We start from the raw sequence: 25,623 nt of genomic DNA on the forward strand, positions 1-25,623 counted from the left end.
GTGCTGCAGTAAAAGACAATTTATTTGTACCAATTCCGAATACATTACTCTTAACTGGTGCATCAAATACAGTTGAAAAGTAGGGTGTATATAGTTCATATGCATCTGTTAATCTAGACTTATTAAAGAATTCTCCATTTTTAACTGAAGGGATAAATTGTTTAATTTCAATATTCCTAACAGTTCGACCTGGAAAAGAGAAGGAATAGGTCCATTTTAATTCATTTTTACTTATTAGATCGCCAGGAGCTTTTGTTGTCCATTCCCCTATTTAATTACTCCAAATATCATAAGACATGAATCCTACAGCATAACGTTTAGATGGTTGGCCCAAGGGATCTTTATATGGCAAAACTGTTGAGTTCCCAAAATTCAATTCTTCCGCTTGCGCCGGAGTTAAATATATTATAGGTAAAATGAGCGGAATGAATAATGATAGAATTAATAGGTAAGATATCCAATATCTTTTCATTCAATTATCTAGCATCCTCATACTATAGAGAACACATGCCTCCCTAGATAGTTTATTTTTAAAAATAGTTTTCAACTAGTATCGCAGAGTCAGAGTTTGCGTAAATACCAATATAATTGAGCTCACTAATTGATAAACTTTTATAATCTTTAATTCCCAAATTAAACTCATCATTGCTAGATACAATTCTATTATAGTGAATTCTAAAATCTCCGATTGATTCCCGCCCCCCGGAGAATTCACTTCTTAATTTAGCTGATTGGCCTGTCTCCAGTAGATAAAAAGAACTGCCCATTACACCTTTATCATTAGTCACAGATCTCGTAAATTCTTTTCCATCCGCATCGTGTGCCAAGTCCATTCTATAGTAGATATTATTAGCGATAATTAACGGGAAATCCTGTTCTTTAATAATCCGAACTTTTGTTTTTCGTGGTGAAAACCCATCATTAATTACTAACTCCCCCTGCTTCCCTTTAAATAACGAAGCGTAAGGTTTAATATCAACCGCCTTAACCACATCCTCAAGCTTCGGCACATCCTTATTGCCAATCCAAACAAACTGAGAAACAGAATCCCACTCCACTGGCACGCCCAGCCCTTCACTGATCACTCGCAAAGGTACCAGCGTACGTCCGCCTTCGGCTATCGCCGGCTGCAGCAGCGTGACCGATTTACCGTTAATAGCCGTTGCCTTCGATCCAATGGTCAGCTTAATTGTCTTACTCCCTTTAGTAACCGTTACAGATTTTCCTTGTAAATCTATTTTCCCGTTCAACTTGTCCACGACAAACCGAATTGGAACAAGAACAGTCCCATCTATCATTTTTGGCTTCGTATCAAATACGATTTTTCTGGCATTGTACAAGACCTCAATAGAAAGGTTACTCCGCATCCCGTTAGATGAAGTCGTGGCATTACCCACCCCTGCCGGCAGTAACATCGCCGCTGCCATACCCGCTGCTAACGCTAATTTAAGTTTCATCCTATAGATCTCCTTTTATAGGTACTAGTCTGTCATTATTATTTTAATCCGCGTCTAACAATTAACATATTCTACCACCCTTCGCTATAAATCGACGAACACTTTCTGCTTTGCAGCAACAAAAAAAGCACCTGCCTGCAAGCTAAAATTAGCCCGCAAGCAGGTGCTTCCTGCTAGTAGTCCGATACAATGCCGTTCTTTGATTATTTTCAATAATACTCATTTATACGACAAATTTCAACCTAAATATTTACAATCTGCGAATTCCGTTTCCGACGCAGTGTGAACCAATCATTCCTTCAGCAAATCCAGCCATCGTGCCGCGGAATGCCGCCAAGTAAACTTCTGCTCGACGCGCTCCCGGCTCTTCATGCCCATCGTCTGTCTTAGCTGATCGTTGCCAAGCAAATTCAGCAGATAGCTTCGCAGCTCGGCCTCTACGTGGCTGGGCTCAACCAAATAACCGGTCACCCCGTGCTCAATGATCTCCTTCATTCCTCCTGCCCGGGTGGCAACAACCGGAAGGCCGCAGGACATCGCTTCGACATTGACCAAACCGAACGCTTCCCGATAGCCGGACGGAACAACCGCGACATCTGCTGCAAGGAACCAATCCGGCACTTCGGAGTAAGGTACATAAGGGACGAACCGCACATGCCTGGGCAGCTTACGTCCCAGACGATATAACTGCCGGACATAGGCAGTCGTTCTAGTCGAACCGTAGAATGCCCCGCCCACAATGACAAGAAGCGCCGAAGGATGCTGCTTCACAAGCTCCGGCATCATTCGGAGCAGGTGGTGAACGCCTTTTATCTCAATCAGCCTGCCCATAAAGAGAATGACACTGCGTCCTGTCCAACCTCGGGCCGTTCGGAGCTGCTCACGACGAATTGCCCCTTCGGTAGAGTGCTGCGAAATGAAGCGATCCGTATCTACCCCCGGATAAACCACATTCAGCTTTTGGCTGTACTGAGGCGCACGGGCTGCCACAATATCTCGTAAAAACTCGCTGTTTACAATTATTTTCTCTGCGGCACCTAAACTTCGCACGAGTGTCGCAGGCTTTATGGACTTTGCTCCAATGAAAGTGGAGGAGTGCAAATGAAGCCAAACTCTGCTTCCAGGGTGCAGCCGCTTAAGCTTGAGGACGGTTGCCGGACGATTCTCCACCTCTGTCACATCCGGTTTATAGCGCGCAATAGACTCCCCGACGCGCTGCAGGTAAAGACGTTTATTCGCTGCTGGATATCGCTGGCATTCCGCACCTCCAAGCATACCGGTACGCGGAAGCTTACCGCCTAACCGGCCATAGATACGTGCTTGAACGGTCGGTACGAGCAGCGGCACCAGCTTCTCCACCACGCGTTCGACGGAGCTGCTGTTCGGTGAAGGCAATGGAAAAGCACCCGGCGTCACAAACGCGATCCTCGGTCGCGCCATTTCAACCACCAGCCCTTCTCTACTTAAGCTTGTTGTCATAGCTTACGCCGAATAAGTCCGCCGTGAACCCGCCAACTCCCCACGCAGCCGCATCTCCGCCAGCCTATTCCGCTCCTGTTGAGCCTCTTTACCGGCCTCTTACCAAACTAAGCAAGAAACACAAGCCATATGGCCCTAAATATCCGCCGCTGATCAGAAACACTGGACTCAGCAGCACATCATGTACTTGTGTCATGAACACGGTATCGTCCGCCAATGTCTTCACAACACTGCTCGCAGCCTCGGCAAAGAAGCCCAAATAAGCAAGCACAGCCAAGCTGTCAATCCCGATTTGAGCTATTCTGCTGTTCACTCGCAGCAGGTAGAGAACCAAGCCGCCGACAATCGCACCCGCCAAAATATAACCAATCACGTCGATCACCTCATCAGCCAGCATTCGCAACATATACCCCGGTTAAACCTGCTGGAAATGTACTCTATTGATAAATAAGTCCTGATATGTCACACTAGTTCACAGACCAGCAAGATGGACCCGTAAATGAAGAGAGGACGTGAACTACCGGCATGACCAAATGGCTGCTCCGATCCATGACCGAGCTTAGCTCGCGCAAATGGATTTCGCGAATAACCGGTCGATTTGCCCAGTCGCCCGCTAGCCGGCGCTTCATCCCGAGATTTGCCCGGATGTATGGTATTCGAATTGAAGAGGCCGAGAAACGGCTTGAGGAATATAGCACCTTGAATGAGTTTTTCACCAGAAGATTGAAGGCGGGGATGCGCACCATCGATACCGACCCTGCAGCTCTGGTCAGCCCTGTAGATGCGCTTGTTACCGGAGCCGGACCGATTAAAGCAGGTACGATCCTGAACGTCAAAGGACAGGATTACACGGTGGAAGAGCTGCTTAACCGTTCGCCGCGGACAGAGAATTACAAAGACGGTTTTTACATGGTCCTGTATTTGAGCCCCACCGATTATCACCGGATTCATACGCCGGTAGAGGGAACCATTGTGGAGCGCGAGCATGTACCAGGTAAAGTCTATCCCGTAAATGATTTTGGCTTGCGCCATATGCGCAGAGTGCTGAGCCGTAATGAACGATTAATTACGTATATCAGACATGCCGGAGCCGAAACCGCAGTCGTAAAGGTCGGTGCGATGAATGTGAGCAGCATCAAGTATGTTGAGCCTCTGCCCGATAAAGTCGTGAAAGGCCAGGACCTTGCTTATTTCGAGTTTGGTTCTACCGTCGTACTGCTCACTGAAGATGGCACTTTCACCCCTCGCAGCGACATGAAACCCGGCTTAAAGGTCAGAATGGGCGAGAAGCTCGGAACTATAACCGCTCAATAAAGGTCCAAATTGATCCTTACACACCAAACGCCATGCAGCTGTACATCCTTCAGGGATAGCAGCGGCACGGCGTTTTTTAATGTCCAGACAAACGCAAAGCAGCAGCTTCCATAATGTCCACGCCTGCTCGTATTTTCTCCTCGTCCAAATGCGCAAACCCGAACAACGCTGTAAGGATTTGAGGCTGGCCGAACCAGAAGCGGCTGCCACCTGACCAAGTCACCCCATCTGCGAGACAAGCCGCTTGAAAAAGCTCATATTCTTCCTCAGGTCCGATCCACTGCGCATACATATGAAGTCCGGCATCAGCCGGCACGAATCGGAACCAGCGTTCCAGGCGCTGCATCTCCGCCCGGAAACGGATCAATCTGCGTCCGCACACACGCCGCATTCTTCTCAAATGTCTCGCATAGGAGCCAGTCGTCATGAAATGCGCCAGCGCCCTCTGCTCCGCCATACCGGAAGGCCGCGGCTCTGTCAGCGACTTCGCCCTGCGAAAAGTCTCCACAAGCGACTCCGGCAGCACCACATAACCGATACGCAGATTGACGAACATCGTATTGGAAAATGTCCCTACGTAGACGACGCGGTGATCCCGGTCCAGCGCTTTCAGAGGTTCCACAGGCCGTCCTCCCCATCTCAATTCGCTATCATAATCATCCTCCACGATAATAGCGCCTCTTCGCGAAGCCCATTCCAGCAGCTCCAGCCTCCTATCCGAAGATAAGACAGCTCCGCTCGGAAACTGCCGGGTCGGAGTGACGAACAGCAGCTTCGCATTCCAATCCTCAGGCACAATTCCACTGTCATCTATGGAAGCCGTCAATGCCGTTCCCCCAGCGGCATGAACCGCACGCCAAGTACCGGGATAACCCGGGTTCTCGAGCACAGCCTTGTCTCCCGGCGAAATCAGCAGCATCGAGAGCAGTGCAATCGCCTGCATGGAGCCGTTCGTAATGAACAGCTGGGACGGCTCAGCATGAATGCCTCGATCCCTCCGCAGATCGGAGATAATCGCTTCCCGAAGCGGCAAATATCCCTCAACCGGAGCAGCAGCTGCCGGCCAAGGCTGAATCATCTCCCGCACTTCGCTGTATAACGATGAACGCCATTCCTCAACCGGGAATAGAGAGGGATCAATAAGATGAATATCGAAGCTGATCATTGTGGGATTATCTATTTGCTCCTGTGAAGTTCTTCTTCCGCCCCGCTCTGCCACCGCCTGATTACCGGCAGGCATAAGCCGAAGCGCCCAATCTGAGAAGGTTACAGGAGATGAGCCCGTACCCTCCTCAACAATCCGCCTGCCCCCAAGCTCTCCGGCTCGATAAGCCACGAATGTCCCGCTTCCAACCGCTGTTCGCACAAACCCTTCAGCCACCAGCATGTCATACACTTGATTTACCGAGCCCCGCGACATCCCATACAAATCTGCCAGCTTGCGGCTGGAAGGAAGCCTCGTCCCTTCCGGCAGCTGACCTCCGATAACCGCTTCCCGCATAGCGGCGTACAGCGCCTCAGTCTTCCTGCCAAGCTCCGCATAATAACGGTCATAACCAATATGCAAATCTATTTCCATAACCCCCTGACCGATCGCCGCAGCTGCCGCAATGCGCTCGGCCAGCTCACAACCTCCATAATTGGACTAATAAAAATAATCTAAACCTGATATTTTACATTGTCAATTTACCCCTTCCCTCTAACGTCCCTCTCCATTATTAAACAAAAAAAGAGAAGGACATCTGTCCCCCTCCAAGTCAGTATTGACATTCCGTAAAGCGTTCTCCGGCGTCCCGCTCCATAGATATCTCCGCAGCCGCTTCGGCTGGCTGTACCGTTTAGGACCACGCGCTTTGATCGGCGATAATCGTCACATTCGGATGTGTTTGCAATAAAGATGAAGGCACGAGCTCAGTTACAGGCCCCTGAAGCGTTTGTTTCAAAATATCCCGTTTATTCTCCCCGCTGACAAGCAGAAGAATATGCCGGGCCGATAATAAAATATCCATACCGGCTGTAATGGAGGAGCGGGGAACATTCTCTTCCCCTCCCCAATACACGGCATTGCTGCGAATGCTCTCCGCCGATAAGGGAACCTCCCTGGTCGGTGAAGCCGCAGTGGAAGGCGGCTCATTGAATCCGAGATGACCGTTCGGCCCCAACCCCAGTATGGCGATATCGACGCCTCCTGCTTCATGGATCCGGCGGTCATAGCTGCGGCAAACCGCCTCGACATCCTCTCCATCCTCTTGCAACAGCACGGTACGCTCATCGTCAATGCCCCAAGGCTCCAGCACCGATCGCCTCAGCCACCCGACTAACGAGCGCTTATCGTCCGGTTCCAGTCCGAGATAACCGTCTAATTGGAAGATGCGCAGCCCCGTCGTGTCCAATGCCCCTGTTTTCCTCATTGCTGTCAGCTCTTCATACATGCCCATAGGCGTATTGCCCATTGCCGGAATCAGGACAGCGTGCGGGTTGTCTGCAACTAACTTTTTCGCCCATTCCGCAGCCGTACGGCTTAACTCTTTATAATCCTCAACGATTATAAGCTCCATGATTGATTGCCCCCGCTTCCTATCGCAGCAGCCGCTCTGGAAGGTAATCCTTCAGCGCGGCTGCCATTTCGTCATAGATGGCTTCTGCTTTATTCAGAGAATAGACAAGCGGATTGCTGGCCAGCGCGCGAATAGCGTTACGCCTTGTTCCGACTAAGTAAGCCAGTTTAATGCTCGCCATTCCGAACCCTCCCCTATAACAATAGATGAATATCATTATGTTGTTACTACAAATTAAGTATATGGCTCCGATTTTACATAGTCAACACTTAAATATGCGTAGTTTGTTATAACATTCCACGTTCATCTTATGCTACAATGATGATGATTTTGAAGGAGGCAGACTTATGATAGAAGCAAGGCCTGGAGCACCGCTCTATTACATGGTGAAAGAAAATATTGAAGCGCTCATCCGTTCCGGAAAGTATATGCCAAGTGATCAATTGCCGACTGAGTCACAATTAGGCGATCAATATACAGTAAGCCGTACAACCGTGCGTCTAGCCCTTCAACAGCTGGAAATGGAAGGACTCATCCACCGCATTCAAGGAAAAGGAACCTTCATCAGCTCGCCGAAGATCGAGGATGAGCTGACCGACCATGTGAAGAGCTTCGTTGAGCAGATGAAGGATCTTGGGCTGCAGACCCACTCAACCGTCCTATCCGTAGAGTTGATTCCGGCGACTTCGCATCTTGCGGCTGTGCTTCATATCGCAGACAAGGATCCTGTCATCAAGCTTGCCCGGCTGCGCCATGCAGATAATGAACCCCTGCAGCACTCCACTTCCTATGTGCCTTGGCGGCTTGCTCCTGAGCTTATGCAGGATGATCTCACCTGTTCCTTGTTCGAGCTGCTCAGCAATAAATATAAGCTTATTCCTCATCGGGCTACCGAATCGATAGAACCCATCGTGATCGACGACACCTACAGTTCGCTTCTGAACATCGCCGAAGGATCGCCGGCATTCCTAATCGAGTCCATCACCTATTCCGAGAACCAAGTCCCTCTGGAGTATGCCCATTTGATTGTTCGCGGGGATCGGCTGAAGTTCGTCATTGATCGTGCATTCCGGTAAGCAGCTCCCCAAACTAAAACCGGCGCATGATTGCCTCTCTCACAGAGGAACGCATGCGCCGGTTTAGTTATCTTGATTTCTTTCATCCATTATTGCACGCTATCGAGCACCAGCACCCAGTCCTCACCCCTGCCGCTTGTCGGAGGAATGAATGGACTTATTCCGCTGTTAGCGAATATGCCGATTGCGCTGTACTCCCCATTACGCGGGTTATACCAGGAGGCTTTAATATGGGAACCGTTGATTTTGCCCAGAACAGCATGAATAGGTAGTCCATTGGGACTGTAAAAGAACGCATATTCATCTCCGCGAGCTGCGACTGCGTAATTCGCACCCGGCAGGTTGCCTGCAATCAAGCTCTGATCGGGAATGCGCGTCTGCATGCTGCGGGATTCCATCAATGCCCTGACATGCTGCATTTGCATGGCACCCGGGCGCAATAGAGCCTTCTTCCAGGATACAACGGGAAAATACTCCGGCTGCCAATCATGCTCCAGCCCCTCCCTCATCATCGACCAGACAGAATGATGGCCATAGGTATGGCCGCATGCGCCTGCCAACACCGCATAATAAGCTGCTGTTCTTACATCCGCTTGATCGAAGTACCCATTGACGGCATTGAAGCCCCTAGGGTGATCTTCATAACAAGGTTCTGCATCGATCGTCGGCTTCACAGGAAGCAGATTATAATCAACACTCACTTTGGCATAGTTATCTCTTGTTTTATGATCATGTCCCGACTGTATCATATTGAAATCCAGCCATGTCTCCTCATGGACATACTGCGAAGAAGAAGCGTCCCCACTCGGATGAAACGTAATCAGATGCTTGCCCAGATCACCCTCCTTAAGCCCCGCCGCCAAGGCCTCAGTGACTTCAAAATGCCTGCGCTTCGCAAGTACGCGGTCACCCCCGAGAACCCAGATGATATTGGATCTGTCGCGGTACCGCTCTCCAAGCCACCGCCCATAAGCACGGGCATTCTCCGCGTTGAAGATTTCCGGGCCTTTGCCCCAAGCCAAATGATATTTGTCCCCCCAGGTAGGCAGAAAGGCAACATATAATCCATGCTCCGCAGCTTTATTAATGACAAAATCAACATGATCCCAATAGCTGTATTCCCCATCAGTATCCGGTTGTGCCGGGTCTTACGCACCATTCCTATCAAGCAGAAGCGGCTTGCTCCCGTAAGCATTACCGGCTGTCAGTCCCTCAAATTCCGCCAAGGCAACGATCTGAATGACGTTATATTTCTGCTGCGCCCGGATCTCCAGATACTGTTCCGCTTCCTCCCGGTTCAACCGATGAAACAGCTCCCAAGCCGTATCCCCAAGCCAGAAGAAAGGCGTTCCGTCCTCCTGCACGATGAATCGCTGACTATCGCTGATTTTGAGATGAGGCAGTGCCTTGCTCCATTTGAAAACGATCTTCATTGACCTTCCTCCTCACAGGTTTCTGCGTATACGGGAAACGGTCTTCTCAAGCATACACGAAAGATTGGAAGGATCTTCCCGACTTGCATCTCCTCAAGAATAGCAGTGAACGATCTCTTATGCACGCGAAAAAAGCGGTACACCGATTTTATGAATAATTGGATCTTATTAATTGTCAATTGGCACGTTATGCTCGTAATAACAGATAGAAGGAGGAGTAAGCCATGCGCAGAAAAGAATTTCAAATCGACGAGGAACACAATCTGGAGGAGATCGAAGCCTTCTTAAGTGAAATGAGCTTCGGTTTTCTCGGCACCGTAAGCCAAGATGGACATCCTGCAGTTACGCCGCTCAACTTTGTTTATGTGAACGGGGCGATTTATTTTCACGGCAGCCGCATCGGTGAGAAAATGACTCAGCTGAAGGCCAATGAATCCGTAACCTTCGCGGTAGCCAAAGAATATGCCGTCATTCCCTCTTATTTTACCGACCCCCTCTTGGCCTGCCCTGCGACGGCTTACTTTAAGTCCGTTCGAATCGATGGACATGCCGCCTTGGTTGATGATCCCCAGGAGAAAGCGTCGGCGCTTGAAGCGCTTATGCGCAAGCTTCAACCCGAAGGCGGCTACAAAACCATTGATGCCGGCGACCCGGATTACATTCCCCGCCTGAAGGGCGTTGCCGTCGTGCGGATCGACGCTTCGCAGATCAGCGCCAAGTTCAAGTTCGGCCAGAATGCCAAGGAACCTGCCAGAGCTGCCATCCAGGAAGGGTTATCCAGCCGAAACGGATCAATGGACGCAGAAACGATAGAGCTCATGCGGCGTTATTGCCCCCATGCTTTAGGAGATTAACGAATACACAGCACAACAGCTCGAACCATGCAGGCGATTGACCTTGCGCGGTTCGAGCTGTTTAAGATGCATGTGATATTATCGGATTTCTGACGGACTCTTGCCCGTATACTGCTTAAACTGCCGGCTGAAAAAGAAGATATCGCGGTAGCCCAGCGCGTCGGCAACCTCAGTCACATTCATCCCCGCATGCATAAGCAGATGCTGCGCGCGCTCAATTCGCATTCTTATCATATAGGTTTGAACCGAGATCCCGATTAGCTCTTTGAATTTAATGGAAAAATATCGGGGAGACAGCTGCGCACGCTGCGCCAAATCCTCGACCCGGTGCGCGATCCCCGGATTCTGCTTGATGAAGTTCGCAACCTCATGAACCGCCTCTGTCTGCTGATTGCTTGCCTTCCGCTCAATCGGCCCTTCCAAATCCTCGCGAAGCAGATAGATCATCAGCTGCTTGAGTATAAGCTGGGCTTCCTCTTCCGCCGCAAACAGCTTCACCAGGAAGAGCCGCACATAACGGGAGAGCAGATGCTCAAAATCAACCGTTTCATTGAGCACCCGATAGGATTGCGGTATGGTGCCGAGCGGCTCACTGACATCAAAATGAATATAGGTGAGCACGAGCGGCTTCTGAGGGTTATGCGTCGCGCTTGTGAAGTCCCCTGGCCGAAACAGAAAACAGCTTCCCTTCCCGACCGGGATCGGTTTGCCATTGAGCAGAACCTCGCCTTCTCCGCTCCAGACATAAAACAAATCGTAATTAGCGAGCGGCTTCTCACGCTTCTGCCACTTCCATCCCGGTTCACAGACGATTTTGGCGAACGCGCTCAATAATTGAAATGAAGATGGCGCACAATGCAGCATTAACAGCTTCCTCCCCCCGTTATAGCCTAGCGAAACAGCCGTCACAAGCTGTTTCCATCGTTGTCATCATACACCAGCCGAAAATCAGTACGCAAGCTTGTCCGTATGCCTGGGCATTACGGCCGGCTGATAGCACCGCTCCATGATATCCACTGCTTCGCAGACAGCTTCCTTAAATATTTGTTCAAAAAATAGTCAGGTTTAATGGCCTTCGGCTCCCAATAAGTGTTATAATATCACCTAATCGGTTCTCCTAATGAGACCAAAATAGACGAATGATTATTTGGAAGGATGTATGAAGTCCATGAACCCACTTGCCCAGCAGCTGAATGTTACGATTGAGCGAGAAAATGCGAATGTTTTTGCCATGTTGTCCACACTCGGTAAAGAGATTTATTTTCCGAAGGAAGGCATATTGAGCCAATCGGCTGAAGCTAAAGCGAAGGCTAAGAAATTCAATGCCACCATTGGTATCGCCCTCGAAGGCGGCCAGCCTATGCATTTGAAGGTTATTCAAGATACCTTGTCCGCTTACAAGCCAAAGGATATCTATGAATATGCGCCACCGGCAGGTAAGCCAGAGCTGCGTGCAGCATGGCGGACCAAGATGCTCAAGGAGAATCCGGCACTTGAAGGCAGGTCATTCGGCAACCCCGTTGTAACGAATGCATTAACGCATGGACTGAGTATTGTCGCTGATTTGTTCGCCGATGCAGGCGATGCGGTTATTATTCCAAACAAGAACTGGGAAAACTATGAACTTACATTCGGCGTGCGCCGCGGCGCAGTGATCGCCGAGTATCCGCTATATAATGATCAGCAGCGCTTTAACAGCGCAGGCCTGCGTGAAGCACTGCTCGCTCAGAAGGGCAAAGGAAAAGCGATCGTGCTGCTAAACTTCCCGAACAACCCGACTGGCTACACACCAGGTCCGCAGGAAGGCGACGAGATTGTCGCTGCGATTCGCGATGCTGCCGAGGCAGGCGTAAATGTTGTCGCTGTAACCGATGATGCCTACTTCGGACTATTCTTCGAAGACTCGCTGCATGAGTCCTTATTCGGTAAACTCGCTGATCTTCATCCGCGCGTGCTTGCCGTTAAGATCGATGGAGCAACCAAAGAAGAATATGTATGGGGCTTCCGTGTCGGGTTCATCACTTATGCATCTCCTTCCGATGCGATGCTGAGCGCTCTGGAACAGAAGACGCTTGGTATTATCCGTGCTACAATCTCAAGCGGACCGCATCCTTCGCAGACATTCGTGCTGCATGCGCTGCAATCCCCTGACTTCGAAGCGCAGAAGGCTGAGAAGTATGAGATTATGAAGAACCGTGCTAACCATGTCAAAAGCCTGCTCGACAGCGGCCGTTATGGCGATGTATGGTCCTATTATCCGTTCAACTCCGGCTACTTCATGTGTCTGAAGCTGAACAACGCGGATGCTGAGACCGTTCGCACACGTCTGCTTGACGAATACCAGATCGGTACGATTGCACTGGGAGAAACAGACCTTCGTGTTGCTTTCTCCTGCATTGAAGAACCGAACCTGGAAGAGCTGTTCGATACCATCTTCAAAGCGGTTCAGGAAGTTGCCGTATTGAGCAAATAAGCTTGCCGGTCATAGAGTGAAACGAACAATCTGCAGCACATCGAGCCGTCCAGGTTCCGGTGCTGCAGATTTTTTTTGATTTTGTCGTAGGACTAACGCTCCCTCAATATATTGATTAGTAATTCGATCGATTAGGGAGGTTGTCTGTAACTGAATCCTCGTTATGCTCGTAATATGGTCATTATTCTAGCAGTTCTACTGATCTGGCTAATTCCGTTTTCCTCTGCGGCAGCTGCCACGGCGAGCAGCAAAGACATGATTATTGTGAACAAGAAAACCAATCAGCTGGCTTTCTTCAAGGATGGGGTGCTCGTTAAGACCTTCTCTGTAGCCACCGGTAAAACCAAGGATTTAACGCCCGAGGGAAGCTTCACCATTGCTAACAAGATTAAGAATAGACCCTACTACAAAGAGAAAATCCCAGGCGGGGATCCTCGTAATCCGCTTGGAGACCGGTGGCTGGGCCTGGATGTCAACGGTACTCATGGAACGACTTATGCCATACATGGCAACAACAATGAGAAATCGATAGGCAAGTATGTGAGTGCCGGCTGTATACGGATGAAGAATGAGGAGATCCACTGGCTCTATCCGCAAGTAAAGATTGATACGGCGGTCATTATCACCTCGTCAGCGCTGACATTTGAAGCAGTCGCAGAGAAACACGGATACCTGGTCGGCTTGGACGAATTTGCAGGAAAGCTGTTCCTTAACGGGAAACTTCAAACCTTAGAACACAGCATGCTGATTGCAGATTCACGCATTTACCTGCCGCTTCGAGAATGCTTCGAACTGCTTGGAGCCCGGGTTGAATGGAGCAATCGAACACAGACGGTTACAGCAACTATCGGAAATCGTACCCTTATACACCAAGTTCTAACGAAGCAAGCCACTGTCAATGGGAAGACAATCGACATCACAGCCTCCCGGTTAGAGCATAATACTGTCATGATTCCGCTGCGCAATATGGCGGAGTTAACGGGTTATTCTGTGATATGGGATGGAACGGACAACACCATTGCGCTTAATCATTCACAGAAATAATAAGCGGTAGAGGCAGGCTGCCAATTGACAGCCTGCCTCCTTTTCTAAACGATAACGTTAGAGGGACAGAAATATTTTCCATAACCTATTTACAAACCGATGGTCGGTTTATATAATAAATATATCCAAATGACTTAACTACCTGCCTTAGAAGAGCTACCAAGATAATGGAGGGTTTTCCTTTGAAGCAAGAAGAACGTAAACAGCAAACGATCCAGCTGCTGCTGGAAACAACCAAAGGGCTCATTGCGCAGAAAGGCTGTGATTCCATCACTCTGAAGGACATCATGGACGTATCGGGATTATCCAAGGGCGCTATTTTTCATCATGTGAAGAGCAAAGACGAGATCTTCGCTTGGGTGCTGCAGGAGAGCCTCAAGGAAACGAACGAGCGGTTCATCAACCAAGTGGAGCAAGGGCCGACATTTGACGGACCGATGCAGAGAATTTCAGAGAGTTTCTCTGCGCTTGAGAATCCCAAGGATGTAACGAACAAAGTGCTTATGTATTTGTTTGGCAAGGAGGATCAGCCAGCCGTTGCAGAGGTGCTTCAGCAGTATTATGATTTATCGCTGCATTTCTCCAAGCAGTGGATCATGACCGGCCACCAGCACGGGGTCATTCCGCAAACGGTAGATGCAGACAAAATCGGAGAGCTGTTCATGCTCTTATCGCTCGGTCTGCGCGTACGCTCTACGATTTCTGCTGCTCCTGCAGCTTTCAAATCCCAAGATTTCACCTCATTCATCATTCATATTCTACAGCCCCGATAAATCGGGCATGAAAGGAAGAGATGCTGCATGAACGTTTGGTTAACAATGCATCTGATTGGAGTCGTCATATTCGTCGGCAATATTATTACGGCTGCCTTCTGGAAGGTTCGGGCGGATATACAGAAGGACCCTGTAATCATTCACAACACAGTTAAGAATGTCATGCTTGCAGATTATGTGTTCACGCTCCCGAGCCTTGTGCTCATCGTCGGATCAGGCATCACAATGGCTGTTCGCGCAGATCTGCCCATGGGCGGGATGAACTGGCTGAGCCTTTCCGTTCTGCTGTTTGCGGTAACAGGCGTTATCTGGCTGGCTGTGCTGCTGCCTTTGCAGCGAGGAATGATCCGCCATAGCGCTGCATCCATCGATAGCGGGAACATCTGTGCCGCCTATCGCCGCATCTCGAGCTATTGGGCGGTCTTCGGCATAGCCGCTACTTTGCTGCCCATCGTTATTTTGTATCTGATGGTTTCTAAACCGCTCTAAGGAGGGCTTATCTATGGCTCCTTTAATCGCGCTTCTGGTTTCATTCCTGTTCTTTCGGGTGTTAGGATTGGCCGGTTGGACGCATCATATGGATGATTGGCATACATCGCTCCAGGGTGCAGTTGCCGCTATGTTTCTGCTTACCGCTACCGCTCATTGGGGGAATAAGCGGAAGGATTTGATTCGCATGGTTCCTGCTGCCCTTCCCAGGGCGGATTGGCGGCAAACCGACACCGACTTTGTTCATCCGAACCCTATTGCAATTTATTTTCATAGCGGCTGTTCTCTGGGCCGGGTAGATAAAAGCTTGCAAGCTTAAGAAGATGGCACAGTCCAAAGGCAGGCGGAGTTATGAAATTTCCTAGACAAAAACGGGCTATCCCTCCGTCATTTCTGACTGGGGATAGCCCGATTCTGTTTGCTGCTTGGGATTATTTTTTCAAGCTGTCCCATGTCGTTTGGAACGTTTCAAGCATTTGCTCTTTGGTTTGCTGCTTGCCCACGTAACCTTGCATAGCGTCGCCGAATTTCTTGCTTGAAGCTTCGCCCTGCGGGAATTTGAACCAGTTCCAGGAAAGCACTTTGCCTTCTTTGCTGTACTTCATAATATCGCTTGCCAATGCGCCCAAATCTTCTTCTGTTGCTGCAATCGTAGTCAAAGCCGGGATAAATTTAAATTGTTTCGTAATATAGCTTTTACCTGTGTCGGAAGTAACCATCCAGTTCAGGAAGTCTTTTGCTTCTTGCTTCACCTTGGAATCCTTATTGATTACCCAGTTATTCGGTACACCGACGAAGAGCTTATCATTGGCTGCCGCATCATCGCTGATTGGCATTGGCAGGAAGCCGATGTTCACATCCGGGTTTGTTTTTGTAATTTGCACTTGAGTCCAGTTACCCTGCTGCATCATCGCTGCTTTTCCGTTAGCGAAATCAGTAACCTCGGTGTTGTAATCCGTTTGCAGCGGGTTCTTGTTACCGTATTTCACCGTCAAATCAAACAGCTTCGTCCAGTTTTCAAATACCGCGTTTCCGGCAATTTTCTCCGTGCCTTTGTTCAGACCGTCGATGAAGGCGTTCGGATCTTTTTGATAAGCGAAAGGAAGATTGACGAAATGATTGCCTAGCACCCACCATTCCGCATAGCCGTTCTCGAAAGGCGTGATGCCTGCAGCCTGCAGTTTCTGCGCAGCAGCTTCAAGCTCCGTTATTGTCTTCGGCAGTTCTGTAATGCCCGCTTTAGCGAACAGGTCTTTATTATAAATGTAGCCGTAGCCTTCAACGCCGATTGGCATGCCGTAGATTTTACCGTCTTTGGTCATTGGCTCATCTGTACCTTTGACGAGATCCTTCACCCAAGGCTGATCGGACAGATCTTCCAGGTTCTCAGCCCACAGATCGAGATCGGAGAAGCCGCCGTTATTGAAAATATCGGGCTTGTCGCCGGAGTTGAACTTCGCCTTAAGCGCCGCGCCGTAATCCGCTCCGCCGCCGACGGTTTCAATTTGGATTTTCACACCGGTTTCTTTCTCGTATTCATTAACCATCAGCTGCAGCTGCTCGGCAATTTCAACTTTGAATTGAAACATCTTAATCGTGACGTCTTTCTTAGGCGGTGCTGTTTCATTGGTTGTCGTTGAAGTATTTCCTGCATTTGAAGGTTCAGCCGTGTTTGTATTATTCGAATTATTCGAACCGCAGCCTGTGAGGGCGATTGATAAACCTAGTACGGATGATACAGCGAGCATAGGTAATTTTTTCATTTTTGAAGTGCCTCCCTTTTTATGTTTGCGTTGTTACAATTCCTAGTTTAAAGAAATACTAACGATAACATCACTGAGAAAATTGAACGATTAGGGGTAACTTATTGTCATTCGTAGATCAGATCAATATTTTACCCTTTAATCGAACCTGCCGTAATGCCTTCGATAATATGTTTTTGCATTGCGAGAAAGAAAACGATGATCGGCAGCACGCCAAGCGCGAGTGCGGCAAGAGCGAGATCCCACTGCTTCATGTATTGACCGAAGAAGGAATAGGTTGCAAGCGGAATCGTACGCGTCTCCGGTCCGCCGATAATCAGTAAAGGCAGCAGGAAATCATTCCATATCCACAGGCTGTTAAGCAGCACAATGGTAACTGTCATCGGCTTGAGAAGCGGGAAGACAATTCGCCAGAATACACCATAGGTCGAGCATCCGTCTACAATGGCCGCTTCTTCAACTTCAAGCGGGATGGACTTAACAAAACCATGGTACAAAAACAAATTCAACGAAACGCCAAAGCCGAAATAACAGAGAACGACACCCCATATATGGTTCAGAAACCCAATATTACCAGCTAATTTAACCAAAGGAATCATGATGGATTCGAATGGGATGATCATCGCCGAGACGAACAGTAAGAACAAAATTTGATTCAGGCGGCTGTTGACGCGCACCATTCGATACGCAGCCATGGAGCTGATGATAATAAGCCCCAAATTACTGGCAACTGTAATGATCAATGAATGCATGAATACGGTCGGAAATTTCATGATCTTCCAAGCCTCGATGTAATTATGGAGGCTGGCAGCTTTCGGCAGACTGGTTGTATTCGCAAGCAGCTCAGCGAAAGGCTTAAACGAATTCGTCAGGACAAAATAAAACGGAACGAGAAAGACCAAAGCCACGATGATACCGATGAATTCCAGAGAAAACAACCGGAAGGAATATCGTTTTGCAGTTTCCATTACGATTCCACCTCCCGTTTCTTCGTAACCGTTACTTGAATGACGGTAATTAGAGCGACGATCAGGAAGAAAATAACCGCTTTGGCGCTCCCGAGCCCTAATGCGTTATTCCGGAATGCCTCCTGATAAATGTTAAGGGAAACCGATTCCGTCGAGTTAAACGGACCGCCCTTAGTCAGGGAGACAATTAAATCAAATACCTTGAAGCCCCAGGAAATGGTAAGGAACAGACATACCGTAATTGCCGGCATGATCATCGGCAGCGTGATTTTGGAGAGCATTTGCAGCCTGGTTGCTCCGTCGATCCGGGCAGCTTCAATCATATCCTTCGGTACATTTGTTAAACCCGCAATATAAATGACCATCACATAACCTGCGCCCTTCCAGACGGTTACAATGACTATGCCCCAGAATGCCGTAGGTGCATCGCCCAGCCAAGGGAGATTAAAGAAAGCCAGTCCCGTATGCTCCCCTAAAGTGGCAAATCCTTTAACAAAAATAAAGCTCCAGATAAACCCTAACAGCAATCCGCCGATCACGTTCGGCATGAAAAAGATGGTTCGCAGTATGTTTCGCGTCTTTAATGCCTGCGTCAGCAGCAGCGCCAAGAGAAAACCGACGAGGTTGGTCAACAGGACTCCCACTATGGAATAGCGGAACGTAAACCAGAAAGCCTTGAAATAGTCAGGATCATGAAATAATATTTTTTTGTAATTGTCGATACCGATCCATGTTACCTTTGTACTGACACCATTCCATTCCGTGAACGAATAATAAATGCTCATGAAGAATGGGATGACGAGGATGAGTGTAAAGAAGAATACGGCAGGCCCAATAAATACGAGCTGATGAATCCATTTTTTTCCGGTCGTTTCCATGGTGGTTTCACCCCTTCAAACTAAGCTGATACAACAAGTATAGAGCCATTCATACCAGGCTCCCACCGATTCTGATGATCAAAGAGGGGGAAATTATTGATTTCATGCTACAATGGGAACAAAGTTTGGGAATCAAAACGGGGTGAACATTGATGCTTTTTAACAGTATCCGCAATAAAATGATTGTTTTCTTACTCGCAGCTACATTGATTCCGATTCTTGCATCAATTGTCATCACCTACAGCTTAACGACTAGCAGAGTGACCAAAGAAACCTTGAAAACGAATACCGACCTCTTGTTCCAAGGGAAAACGAATTTGCTCAACTATATGAACGCGCTTCATCAATCCACGTTTATTTTTTATAATGACAGTAAGCTTTTCTCCATATTGGACGACGGTATTGCGAATTTCCGGGACGAGCAGGAAATCTACCGGGGTATGCAGCTGTTAAGCTACACAGCCAAAGATTTCGAGCAAGCTCATCTCTATATTCGTAAAAACAAAGTCCATTATTTACTCGTAAACGACCGGTCGAAGCGAAGCTTCCTCGGGAACAGGGATATTCCCTCTGATCTATTCAAAGGCCGCTCTTCCATCGAGCCGCCGCATAAACCGAATAATTACGGTATCGTGAGCATACCCAAGCCAAATTCAGAACAAGTTCTCACGATCAACAGCTCGCTTTATTATTTGGCAGCCAAAAAAGAGCTGGGCATCCTATCGATAGATATCAGCCTGGAAGGCATTCAGGAGATTTGTGAACAGCTGTTCTCTCATGGCCAAGAAGAGCTGTATATTATCGACGAGAGTCAGCGCCTGATCTATAGCTCTGAGCAAGAGACGGTAGGCACCGAGCCTCTGACAACGAATTGGGTCAAGCAGGTCATGAAGACCGCCTCCGATACAGGCAGCTTCGCCCTTCATCAGGACGGGTTCTCGGGTGAAATTATTTATGATAAAATGGTCAATCCGTTCTTAAATTGGACCTTGATTAAACGGATTCCGAATGAGACGCTTCACAAGACTGCTCGTGAAGTCGCACTCATTAACAGCGGAATTGTCGTCCTCTTCCTCATTCTGACGATTATAGCGACAATGTTTATCGCCTTTCAGCTGACAGCGCCGATTAAGAAGCTGATCCGCTCGTTGAATCAAATTCAAAGCGGCAATCTGCAGATTCATATCGATGTGAACCGCAAGGATGAGTTCGGGATCTTGGCCAGACGGTTCCAGCAGGCGATGAATACCATTAATCAAATGATCATACGTGAATATGAGCTGGAGCTGGCGCGTAAAAGCAATGAGCTGCAGGTGCTGCAGGTGCAGACGAATCCTCATTTTATGAATAATGCCCTGCAGTCCATCGGTACATTGTCGCTGCAAAAGCAGGAGCCCGAGATCTATCATTTAATAACGTCCTTGGGTAAAATGATGCGTTACAGCATGAATGCAGGAGAACCGATCGTATCGATTGCACGCGAGCTTGACTATGTGAAGGCTTATTTTGCCCTTCAGCGGCAGCGGTTCGGTAAGCAGCTTCAATATGCCGTACACATCGATGAACCCTTGCTGCAGCTGCAAATACCGAAGATGATCCTTCAGCCTCTGGTCGAAAATTATTTCAAGCATGGCTTCGATGTCCATACAGAGACAGGTGCGATTGAAATCTCGGGGGCCATTTCCGCAGACAGCCGGTGGCTGCGCCTGGAGGTAAGCGACAACGGAAAAGGCATAACGCCGGCACATTTAAAGGCGCTGCGCGAGCGGCTTGCCATTTCGAAGTCTGCAATTGGAAATGGCGAATCCGGGATTGGTTTGCCGAATATTCTATCCCGGTTAAAGCTTTATTATAATGAGACAGCTAATCTTGAGGTGGAGCACAGCAAGCTGGGCGGCTTCAGCGTTGTACTGTGGATTCCGATTGAACAAGAAGGAGATTAGGATGAAAGCATTGATCGTCGATGATGAACGGCATGTGAGGGAAGCCATCCGCATGCTGGTTGATTGGAACACCTATGGAATCGGGACCATTCTGGAAGCACAGGATGCAAAGACCGCTATAGATCTAATTGAACAGGAACGTCCGCAAATTATTTTCACCGATATGATGATGCCGGGGATCATGGGGTCCGAGCTGCTGGCTTGGATTCAACAGCACGCGCCGCGAACGAAAACCATCGTGATCAGCGGCCATGATGATTTTGATTTTGTCCGTAAAACGGTCATGTACGGCGGAGTCGATTATATTCTTAAGCCTATCGATCCGGAGCAGTTGAATGAAGCGGTGAGCAAGGCGGTCGCCAGCCGCAAGCAGGACGATGAAGGCTCGGAGCAGGAGCAGCGAAAATCAATCGAAATCAATCAGCTGAAGCCCGTTTACTGGAACAAGATGCTCACACATCTCTTGGAGGATCCATCCTACTATTCGTCTATCGACGAGACTCTTCAGACTGAATTCGGTATGCCGGGCGGCAGCTTGCCATGCCGCATTGCGGTATTGGCTACCGATACCATTAATGCGAACATCCGCAGCAAATTTGCCCGAAGCGAAGACCTGCTTTATTTTTCCCTGCTGAATATTTGCAATGAGTTTGTCCGGACACATAATCAGGGCGTTGCCTTCCGGCATGATCACGGCGACATCGTTGTTATTCTATGGAAGCAGACAGAGCGTGCGGCCGCCCTGCTTGATACGATGAATAACGGCATTCAACAGGCCTTCGGCAGCCGGCTTGAATTTGGCGTTGGCAGTGAAAGACTGGTGCCTGCAGGCTTTAAGCAGTCGTATCATGAAGCCATACTAGTGCTGCGCCAGCGTAATATGCGTGCAGCAAGGCCGCGTATCAGCTGCTATGATCCGAGTGAGAATCCGCGTCAACCTACGGTGCATCTATCTGAATATGAAGACCGGCTGCTGCTTGCCATCCGGAGCGGCCGGGAGAAAGTCATCAAAGATGCCGTTCAGCTGTGGATCAATCAGGTTGAAGCGATGAGCTATATCAATATGGAGCAGCTTGAGCTGTGGAGGCATGAATTGGGGGTCATTAAAGCAAGATGGCTGAAGGAATTGTTCGGTGATCTGTCGATTTCGCTGACGCTCCCATCCGAATCGGCTTTCTTCATCGTGCCTCTGGATCCGGACGGCTGCTTGTCGATTAAGCAGTGGGGCGTTGAGCTTGAGGAAGGTTTACTCCGTTTATCACAGCTTTGGACCGAACATAAACGGCAGGATGAGCATATCATTTTTGACATTGTGAAATACGTGGACTCCCATTATGCGGATGATTTGACACTGCAGAATATCGCGGAGCGGTTCTATCTGAGCCGGGAATACATCTCCCGTAAATTCAAGCAGCAGTTTCAAGAAAATCTCTCCGATTACATCGAACGCATCCGGATGGATAAAGCCAAGCTGCTCCTCATGAACCCCCAATATCGGATCGTGCAGATCGCTGAGCTGGTCGGGTACAAGGATGAGAAATATTTTAGCAAGGTATTCAAGAAGCAGGAAGGTGTTTCACCGAATGAATACCGGAAGAAGCTCAAATAAGGCGGATTAACGGTAAAAGCTGCGCGAGGCAAACAACAAAACGTCATCCGTGGCCAAAGCTGCGGATGACGTTTGCTGTGTATGACATTAATCCTCATCGTCGGCACCGGAAGAGAAATAACGTTTTATCCTTCTAGGCCTTAATCCGAGCACATACACCAGTGATAATAGAATCGCGGCCGCCGCTTGTACCATATCGCCTTGGGCGGTTAGGAGAATCGCATGGGGCAGCCACAGAATCACAGTAAGCAGCAATGATGCTGTGCGGTCCACCTTAAGCAGTGCGGATAGACGCGACCGGTCAGGCAGCGGGTACACATGCCGCCAAACCGAATGCCGGTGCGATTGCACAAGCGAGCTGAGCTGGATGCCCGTCAGCCAGACGAATAACAAGCATACAGCCGCAGCCCCCCAGCCAAGGAATAAGCCAGACTCGGCTGCGAGCGAGCCGGAGACCACGCCCAGCCCCAAAAGGCGCAATACAATTCCGCCAAGCTCCGTACGGATCAGCGTATGTGCATACAAATAAACGAATGCGTGCTGATTTCGGTAGCTGATCCTTGAAGCCATCCAATCGGCATATCGTCTTCTCACCACAGGATTCGACTCTGAAGGAACATCGGTGAACGAGCTGAAGAATGTATTGTATCTGCGCCTAGTCCGGCTTTCCTCCCCGATCAGAGTCAGCCAGGGAAATCGATATCGCGCTGAACGGCTGTATAGCAGGGCAAAGAACATCACAGCGATGACAGCATAGATCGCAGATTTCCAGACCTCTGTTTGGAGCAGTGCCGCCAGGCCAACAGCGGTGACGATCCAGCGGAGGATGCGAAACCCGCGGCGGGCGCTTGAGCTGACAAGCACCCGCTCCCGCCATGCAGCGGCGGTGTTGATCAGCTTAAGAATCAGAACAGCCGCCAGCAGCGGCAGTGCCTGAAGCTTTCCCGGGCCATGGACGTAGAGCGGGAGGTAGATCGCACAGAACAGAGCAGCAGCTGCGGCACCTGCCAAGCCATTATATCGAAACGAGCGCCGCAAATACCGGTCCATTTGGGACTCCCGCGGCACCAGGAAGACGATATCCGCCTCCCGCAGCCACGTCCGCAGCGGACTCCAGCACACAATCGGCGTTAAGAAAATGACACCAACCAGCGTATAGGGAAACGCCTCCGGCAAATGATGCAGCAGTCTCGCATAGCCCGCTAATCCGGCGAACAGCAGCATGATGGTTACGCCTGGCAGCCCGCTCTGCGCCATGTAACGGATATAAGGGAGAGAGTCCCGCCAGAATGCTCTGGATCTAGAGCTCCATAAAGAATCCACCGAGCGGTCCATCAGGACGCACCGCCCGTCACCAAGCGGTAGAACGCCTCTTCAAGCGAACCGCTTCCGCTTCTCATTCCCGCTGCTGCGCATACTTCCTCAAGCGTACCCTGAGCGATAATGGCCCCTTGATGCAGGACAATAAACCGGCTGCAGTAGGATTCTACGGTCGATAAGATATGGGAGCTCATAAAAACAGCCGAGCCCTCTCTTGTCACTTCTACCAGCTTATCAAGCAAGGATCGGATCCCCAGCGGGTCCAATCCTAAAAAAGGCTCATCAATGACATAAAGCGCCGGTCTTGCCAGCAAAGCATTCATGATCATGACCTTCTGCCGCATCCCCTTCGATAGATGGGCAGCGAACGAGCGCCGTTTGGGCGACATATAGAATTCATCAAGCAAACTCTCCGTCCGTGCTTCGTAGAGTTTCTCCTCAACGTCATAAGCCATTCCGGTCAAACGCAAATGCTCTTCGACCGTCAGTTCGTCGAATAACAGCGGCGTCTCCGGCACATATGCAAGCGCGCTGCGGTATTTCTCCGGCTCCTGCTGCAGGGTATGCCCCTGAATGCGTATTTCACCTTGATGCTGCTGCATTAATCCGAGAATATGCTTAATAGCGGTACTTTTGCCTGCACCGTTCAAGCCGATTAAACCGACCATCTCGCCGGCTCCAACCTCAAATGATAAATCATGAAGGACAGGCCTCCGCGGACTGTAGCCTCCCGTTAATTGACGGACCTCTAGGACTGGGTTCATCCTCATTCACCTCGCTGACAACCATTATACCGAAAATTTCCACGGGATGCGAAAAAGTCCTCCCTGCCGCAAAAGCAGCAAGAGAGGACTTTCGAAATCAAAGATATCGCTATTTTAGATTGCTTTAATGGTTTGAACGACTCCGTTCAATACCGTAAGCTCAATAGCTCGTCCTGCAGTCAATGCGTCACCGATAATAACGACAGTTGGAGAAACATTCAATATCAGCGCTTGCGTGCTTCCGTTCACTTCTTTTGTAATCGAAAGAGTCGCAATTTTACCTTCTGCATTCAGAGACACCGAATTAAATTCGCCTGTTTCGATCGTTAAAGCCGGCTGTACCGGAGCGTTTTTGGTTACTTCGATGAAGACCGCCTTATTCAGGTAAGTGCGAAGCAGTACTTCGTCGCCAGCCTTGAGCGCTGCAACGGATGCTTTCACATTATCGCGGAAGATGAAAATATTCGGATCAAGTACAACCGACACTTCTGTGTTGTCCGGTTTTACAACAACTACAGCGCCGTTTGCAGGAGCTGCCTTCAGCTTGCCGGTAATTGCCTGAGCATCATTGTTCGGGAGCTGTGTATCCGTGCGGTCAAGCAGCGCTGCAAGCTCAGCACGGGTAACCGGTTGGTTCGGACGGAACGTGTTGTCATTGTATCCTGTAATGACACCTTTCTCCAGTGCGACAGCCACATAGCCAACCGAGCCTGCGGGAATTTTATTTTCATCCTTGAAAGTAAGCTGTGTGTTTACTTTCGCTTTGGCTTCTGCCTCAAGTCCAAGCGCTTTAACTAGCAGTGTAGTGGCAAATAGGCGAGTTGCAGGCTTGTCAGCCTGAAGGACGGCATCCGTCTCGGAGAACAGATCCTTCTCAAGTGCAACGGCTACATAACCAACCGCCCATGGATATTTGCGAGCCAGCTCATCGGCATCCTTGAAGTTCAGCTTCGTGCTCATCTCTGCCTGCGATTCAGCCTGCTCTTTCAAGCCCATCAATCGAACAGCTGCAACGATCGACTCGATACGGGTAATTTTTTGCTGCGGTTTGAAGGTTCCATCTTCATAACCGTTGAACACGCCCTTGGAAGCAAGGCGGATAATATATTCCAAAGCCCATTTGAGTTCCTTCTCATCTTTAAACTGCAGGCGGATATCTGACTTTGCATGATCTCTGCCATTATCATCGTTCTTGCCTTTATTATCGTCCTTGCCGCTATGTTTTCCGTTATCTTGATGGTTGCCTTTATCATCATGTCCTTTACCATCTGCAAACGCGCTTGTTGCTCCACCTACAAGAGTCAGTACCGCCATTGATGTAATTGCCGCCTTCTTCAACATGGCTTTATTCATATGCTGCCACTCTCCTCATGAATGCGGTCCGTACCGCTTTTTTACTTTCGCCAATAACGTTCGGTTGGTAGCGAT

24 protein-coding genes and 1 pseudogene are annotated in these 25,623 nt (G+C 49.2%); 10 read left to right on the plus strand and 15 right to left on the minus strand.

Annotation, left to right across the window (positions count from 1 at the left end; genetic code table 11):
- Positions 1-530: 530 nt before the first annotated feature.
- The 3 genes from ACFPYJ_RS02945 to ACFPYJ_RS02955 all read right to left on the minus strand — a co-directional run bounded on the left by ACFPYJ_RS02945 (position 531) and on the right by ACFPYJ_RS02955 (position 3,333).
- Positions 531-1,457 (minus strand): copper amine oxidase N-terminal domain-containing protein, encoded by a 927-nt coding sequence (locus ACFPYJ_RS02945; protein WP_379186548.1) that lies wholly within the window; start codon positions 1,455-1,457, stop codon positions 531-533.
- A gap of 291 nt (positions 1,458-1,748) precedes the next feature.
- On the minus strand, positions 1,749-2,897 hold the full coding sequence (locus tag ACFPYJ_RS02950) for a glycosyltransferase family 4 protein (RefSeq protein WP_379186549.1): 1,149 nt from the start codon (positions 2,895-2,897) through the stop codon (positions 1,749-1,751).
- Positions 2,898-3,024: 127 nt separating this feature from the next.
- Complete coding sequence (locus ACFPYJ_RS02955) at positions 3,025-3,333, minus strand: hypothetical protein (RefSeq protein ID WP_379186550.1); 309 nt, start codon at positions 3,331-3,333, stop codon at positions 3,025-3,027.
- Positions 3,334-3,461: 128 nt separating this feature from the next.
- On the opposite strand from ACFPYJ_RS02955, the gene asd reads away from it, so the two are divergent.
- Positions 3,462-4,250 (plus strand): archaetidylserine decarboxylase, encoded by a 789-nt coding sequence (gene asd / locus ACFPYJ_RS02960; protein WP_379186551.1) that lies wholly within the window; start codon positions 3,462-3,464, stop codon positions 4,248-4,250.
- A 76-nt stretch (positions 4,251-4,326) separates the two neighbouring features.
- Here the strand turns inward: asd and pdxR are convergent, their stop codons facing one another.
- The 3 genes from pdxR to ACFPYJ_RS02975 form a co-directional block, all read right to left on the minus strand.
- The gene (gene pdxR, locus ACFPYJ_RS02965) at positions 4,327-5,829 is read right to left on the minus strand and encodes a MocR-like pyridoxine biosynthesis transcription factor PdxR (protein ID WP_379186552.1); all 1,503 of its coding nucleotides are present in this window, start codon (positions 5,827-5,829) and stop codon (positions 4,327-4,329) included.
- A gap of 259 nt (positions 5,830-6,088) precedes the next feature.
- Positions 6,089-6,808, minus strand: a complete 720-nt coding sequence (locus tag ACFPYJ_RS02970) for a 6-phosphogluconolactonase (RefSeq protein WP_379186553.1) — start codon at positions 6,806-6,808, stop codon at positions 6,089-6,091.
- Between the two features lie 19 nt (positions 6,809-6,827).
- Positions 6,828-6,989 carry a hypothetical protein gene (locus tag ACFPYJ_RS02975; RefSeq protein WP_379186554.1) on the minus strand — a complete coding sequence of 54 codons (162 nt, stop codon included), beginning with the start codon at positions 6,987-6,989 and terminating at the stop codon, positions 6,828-6,830.
- A 166-nt stretch (positions 6,990-7,155) separates the two neighbouring features.
- On the opposite strand from ACFPYJ_RS02975, the gene ACFPYJ_RS02980 reads away from it, so the two are divergent.
- The gene (locus ACFPYJ_RS02980) at positions 7,156-7,884 is read left to right on the plus strand and encodes a GntR family transcriptional regulator (RefSeq protein ID WP_379186555.1); all 729 of its coding nucleotides are present in this window, start codon (positions 7,156-7,158) and stop codon (positions 7,882-7,884) included.
- A gap of 89 nt (positions 7,885-7,973) precedes the next feature.
- Here ACFPYJ_RS02980 and ACFPYJ_RS02985 read toward each other — a convergent pair whose 3' ends face one another.
- The gene (locus tag ACFPYJ_RS02985) at positions 7,974-8,303 is read right to left on the minus strand and encodes a putative collagen-binding domain-containing protein (protein ID WP_379186812.1); all 330 of its coding nucleotides are present in this window, start codon (positions 8,301-8,303) and stop codon (positions 7,974-7,976) included.
- A pseudogene (locus ACFPYJ_RS02990) lies at positions 8,277-9,317 on the minus strand (glycoside hydrolase family 140 protein); the annotation flags it as partial. The gene ACFPYJ_RS02985 and the pseudogene ACFPYJ_RS02990, both read right to left, overlap by 27 nt.
- Before the next feature lie 224 nt (positions 9,318-9,541).
- Between ACFPYJ_RS02990 and ACFPYJ_RS02995 the strand changes: the two are divergent.
- The gene (locus tag ACFPYJ_RS02995) at positions 9,542-10,171 is read left to right on the plus strand and encodes a pyridoxamine 5'-phosphate oxidase family protein (RefSeq protein WP_379186556.1); all 630 of its coding nucleotides are present in this window, start codon (positions 9,542-9,544) and stop codon (positions 10,169-10,171) included.
- Between the two features lie 78 nt (positions 10,172-10,249).
- Here the strand turns inward: ACFPYJ_RS02995 and ACFPYJ_RS03000 are convergent, their stop codons facing one another.
- Positions 10,250-11,035 carry a helix-turn-helix domain-containing protein gene (locus ACFPYJ_RS03000; RefSeq protein WP_379186557.1) on the minus strand — a complete coding sequence of 262 codons (786 nt, stop codon included), beginning with the start codon at positions 11,033-11,035 and terminating at the stop codon, positions 10,250-10,252.
- A gap of 304 nt (positions 11,036-11,339) precedes the next feature.
- Here ACFPYJ_RS03000 and ACFPYJ_RS03005 point away from each other — a divergent pair, with 304 nt between their 5' ends.
- From ACFPYJ_RS03005 to ACFPYJ_RS03025, 5 genes are all read left to right on the plus strand, one after another.
- Positions 11,340-12,644, plus strand: a complete 1,305-nt coding sequence (locus tag ACFPYJ_RS03005) for an aminotransferase class I/II-fold pyridoxal phosphate-dependent enzyme (protein WP_379186558.1) — start codon at positions 11,340-11,342, stop codon at positions 12,642-12,644.
- Between the two features lie 255 nt (positions 12,645-12,899).
- Positions 12,900-13,688: a L,D-transpeptidase family protein gene (locus ACFPYJ_RS03010; protein WP_379186559.1), complete on the plus strand. Its 789-nt coding sequence runs from the start codon at positions 12,900-12,902 to the stop codon at positions 13,686-13,688.
- A 182-nt stretch (positions 13,689-13,870) separates the two neighbouring features.
- On the plus strand, positions 13,871-14,461 hold the full coding sequence (locus ACFPYJ_RS03015; RefSeq protein WP_379186560.1) for a TetR/AcrR family transcriptional regulator: 591 nt from the start codon (positions 13,871-13,873) through the stop codon (positions 14,459-14,461).
- Between the two features lie 27 nt (positions 14,462-14,488).
- Positions 14,489-14,950 carry a DUF2269 family protein gene (locus ACFPYJ_RS03020; protein ID WP_379186561.1) on the plus strand — a complete coding sequence of 154 codons (462 nt, stop codon included), beginning with the start codon at positions 14,489-14,491 and terminating at the stop codon, positions 14,948-14,950.
- A gap of 13 nt (positions 14,951-14,963) precedes the next feature.
- The gene (locus ACFPYJ_RS03025; protein ID WP_379186562.1) at positions 14,964-15,269 is read left to right on the plus strand and encodes a hypothetical protein; all 306 of its coding nucleotides are present in this window, start codon (positions 14,964-14,966) and stop codon (positions 15,267-15,269) included.
- A 112-nt stretch (positions 15,270-15,381) separates the two neighbouring features.
- On the opposite strand, the gene ACFPYJ_RS03030 is transcribed toward ACFPYJ_RS03025, so the two are convergent.
- From ACFPYJ_RS03030 to ACFPYJ_RS03040, 3 genes are all read right to left on the minus strand, one after another.
- Positions 15,382-16,713, minus strand: a complete 1,332-nt coding sequence (locus ACFPYJ_RS03030) for an ABC transporter substrate-binding protein (protein WP_379186563.1) — start codon at positions 16,711-16,713, stop codon at positions 15,382-15,384.
- 131 nt (positions 16,714-16,844) lie between these two features.
- Complete coding sequence (locus ACFPYJ_RS03035; protein WP_379186564.1) at positions 16,845-17,681, minus strand: carbohydrate ABC transporter permease; 837 nt, start codon at positions 17,679-17,681, stop codon at positions 16,845-16,847.
- Positions 17,681-18,559, minus strand: a complete 879-nt coding sequence (locus ACFPYJ_RS03040; RefSeq protein WP_379186565.1) for a carbohydrate ABC transporter permease — start codon at positions 18,557-18,559, stop codon at positions 17,681-17,683. Before ACFPYJ_RS03040 ends, ACFPYJ_RS03035 begins: the two co-directional genes overlap by 1 nt.
- Before the next feature lie 152 nt (positions 18,560-18,711).
- Here ACFPYJ_RS03040 and ACFPYJ_RS03045 point away from each other — a divergent pair, with 152 nt between their 5' ends.
- Together ACFPYJ_RS03045 and ACFPYJ_RS03050 are read left to right on the plus strand one after the other, a co-directional pair.
- The gene (locus ACFPYJ_RS03045) at positions 18,712-20,502 is read left to right on the plus strand and encodes a cache domain-containing sensor histidine kinase (RefSeq protein ID WP_379186566.1); all 1,791 of its coding nucleotides are present in this window, start codon (positions 18,712-18,714) and stop codon (positions 20,500-20,502) included.
- Between the two features lies 1 nt (position 20,503).
- The gene (locus tag ACFPYJ_RS03050) at positions 20,504-22,111 is read left to right on the plus strand and encodes a response regulator (RefSeq protein WP_379186567.1); all 1,608 of its coding nucleotides are present in this window, start codon (positions 20,504-20,506) and stop codon (positions 22,109-22,111) included.
- A gap of 87 nt (positions 22,112-22,198) precedes the next feature.
- Here ACFPYJ_RS03050 and ACFPYJ_RS03055 read toward each other — a convergent pair whose 3' ends face one another.
- From ACFPYJ_RS03055 to ACFPYJ_RS03065, 3 genes are all read right to left on the minus strand, one after another.
- The gene (locus ACFPYJ_RS03055; RefSeq protein ID WP_379186568.1) at positions 22,199-23,446 is read right to left on the minus strand and encodes an ABC transporter permease; all 1,248 of its coding nucleotides are present in this window, start codon (positions 23,444-23,446) and stop codon (positions 22,199-22,201) included.
- Positions 23,446-24,201 carry an ABC transporter ATP-binding protein gene (locus tag ACFPYJ_RS03060; RefSeq protein WP_379186569.1) on the minus strand — a complete coding sequence of 252 codons (756 nt, stop codon included), beginning with the start codon at positions 24,199-24,201 and terminating at the stop codon, positions 23,446-23,448. Before ACFPYJ_RS03060 ends, ACFPYJ_RS03055 begins: the two co-directional genes overlap by 1 nt.
- A gap of 108 nt (positions 24,202-24,309) precedes the next feature.
- On the minus strand, positions 24,310-25,548 hold the full coding sequence (locus tag ACFPYJ_RS03065) for an S-layer homology domain-containing protein (RefSeq protein WP_379186570.1): 1,239 nt from the start codon (positions 25,546-25,548) through the stop codon (positions 24,310-24,312).
- Positions 25,549-25,623 lie beyond the last annotated feature (75 nt).

Origin of the sequence: Paenibacillus solisilvae (assembly GCF_042656405.1) — a bacterium.
Classification (GTDB): domain Bacteria; phylum Bacillota; class Bacilli; order Paenibacillales; family Paenibacillaceae; genus Paenibacillus_Z; species Paenibacillus_Z solisilvae.

Excerpts from the sequence above, each read along its gene's own strand:
- ACFPYJ_RS02945 (WP_379186548.1), bottom strand. The coding sequence starts at position 1,457 with ATGAAACTTAAATTAGCGTTAGCAGCGGGTATGGCAGCGGCGATGTTA.
- ACFPYJ_RS02950 (WP_379186549.1), bottom strand. The coding sequence starts at position 2,897 with ATGGCGCGACCGAGGATCGCGTTTGTGACGCCGGGTGCTTTTCCATTG.
- ACFPYJ_RS02955 (WP_379186550.1), bottom strand. The coding sequence starts at position 3,333 with ATGCTGGCTGATGAGGTGATCGACGTGATTGGTTATATTTTGGCGGGT.
- asd (WP_379186551.1), top strand. The coding sequence starts at position 3,462 with ATGACCAAATGGCTGCTCCGATCCATGACCGAGCTTAGCTCGCGCAAA.
- pdxR (WP_379186552.1), bottom strand. The coding sequence starts at position 5,829 with ATGGAAATAGATTTGCATATTGGTTATGACCGTTATTATGCGGAGCTT.
- ACFPYJ_RS02970 (WP_379186553.1), bottom strand. The coding sequence starts at position 6,808 with ATGGAGCTTATAATCGTTGAGGATTATAAAGAGTTAAGCCGTACGGCT.
- ACFPYJ_RS02975 (WP_379186554.1), bottom strand. The coding sequence starts at position 6,989 with ATGGCGAGCATTAAACTGGCTTACTTAGTCGGAACAAGGCGTAACGCT.
- ACFPYJ_RS02980 (WP_379186555.1), top strand. The coding sequence starts at position 7,156 with ATGATAGAAGCAAGGCCTGGAGCACCGCTCTATTACATGGTGAAAGAA.
- ACFPYJ_RS02985 (WP_379186812.1), bottom strand. The coding sequence starts at position 8,303 with ATGCAGCATGTCAGGGCATTGATGGAATCCCGCAGCATGCAGACGCGC.
- ACFPYJ_RS02995 (WP_379186556.1), top strand. The coding sequence starts at position 9,542 with ATGCGCAGAAAAGAATTTCAAATCGACGAGGAACACAATCTGGAGGAG.
- ACFPYJ_RS03000 (WP_379186557.1), bottom strand. The coding sequence starts at position 11,035 with ATGCTGCATTGTGCGCCATCTTCATTTCAATTATTGAGCGCGTTCGCC.
- ACFPYJ_RS03005 (WP_379186558.1), top strand. The coding sequence starts at position 11,340 with ATGAACCCACTTGCCCAGCAGCTGAATGTTACGATTGAGCGAGAAAAT.
- ACFPYJ_RS03010 (WP_379186559.1), top strand. The coding sequence starts at position 12,900 with ATGATTATTGTGAACAAGAAAACCAATCAGCTGGCTTTCTTCAAGGAT.
- ACFPYJ_RS03020 (WP_379186561.1), top strand. The coding sequence starts at position 14,489 with ATGAACGTTTGGTTAACAATGCATCTGATTGGAGTCGTCATATTCGTC.
- ACFPYJ_RS03025 (WP_379186562.1), top strand. The coding sequence starts at position 14,964 with ATGGCTCCTTTAATCGCGCTTCTGGTTTCATTCCTGTTCTTTCGGGTG.
- ACFPYJ_RS03030 (WP_379186563.1), bottom strand. The coding sequence starts at position 16,713 with ATGAAAAAATTACCTATGCTCGCTGTATCATCCGTACTAGGTTTATCA.
- ACFPYJ_RS03035 (WP_379186564.1), bottom strand. The coding sequence starts at position 17,681 with ATGGAAACTGCAAAACGATATTCCTTCCGGTTGTTTTCTCTGGAATTC.
- ACFPYJ_RS03040 (WP_379186565.1), bottom strand. The coding sequence starts at position 18,559 with ATGGAAACGACCGGAAAAAAATGGATTCATCAGCTCGTATTTATTGGG.
- ACFPYJ_RS03045 (WP_379186566.1), top strand. The coding sequence starts at position 18,712 with ATGCTTTTTAACAGTATCCGCAATAAAATGATTGTTTTCTTACTCGCA.
- ACFPYJ_RS03050 (WP_379186567.1), top strand. The coding sequence starts at position 20,504 with ATGAAAGCATTGATCGTCGATGATGAACGGCATGTGAGGGAAGCCATC.
- ACFPYJ_RS03055 (WP_379186568.1), bottom strand. The coding sequence starts at position 23,446 with ATGGACCGCTCGGTGGATTCTTTATGGAGCTCTAGATCCAGAGCATTC.
- ACFPYJ_RS03060 (WP_379186569.1), bottom strand. The coding sequence starts at position 24,201 with ATGAGGATGAACCCAGTCCTAGAGGTCCGTCAATTAACGGGAGGCTAC.
- ACFPYJ_RS03065 (WP_379186570.1), bottom strand. The coding sequence starts at position 25,548 with ATGAATAAAGCCATGTTGAAGAAGGCGGCAATTACATCAATGGCGGTA.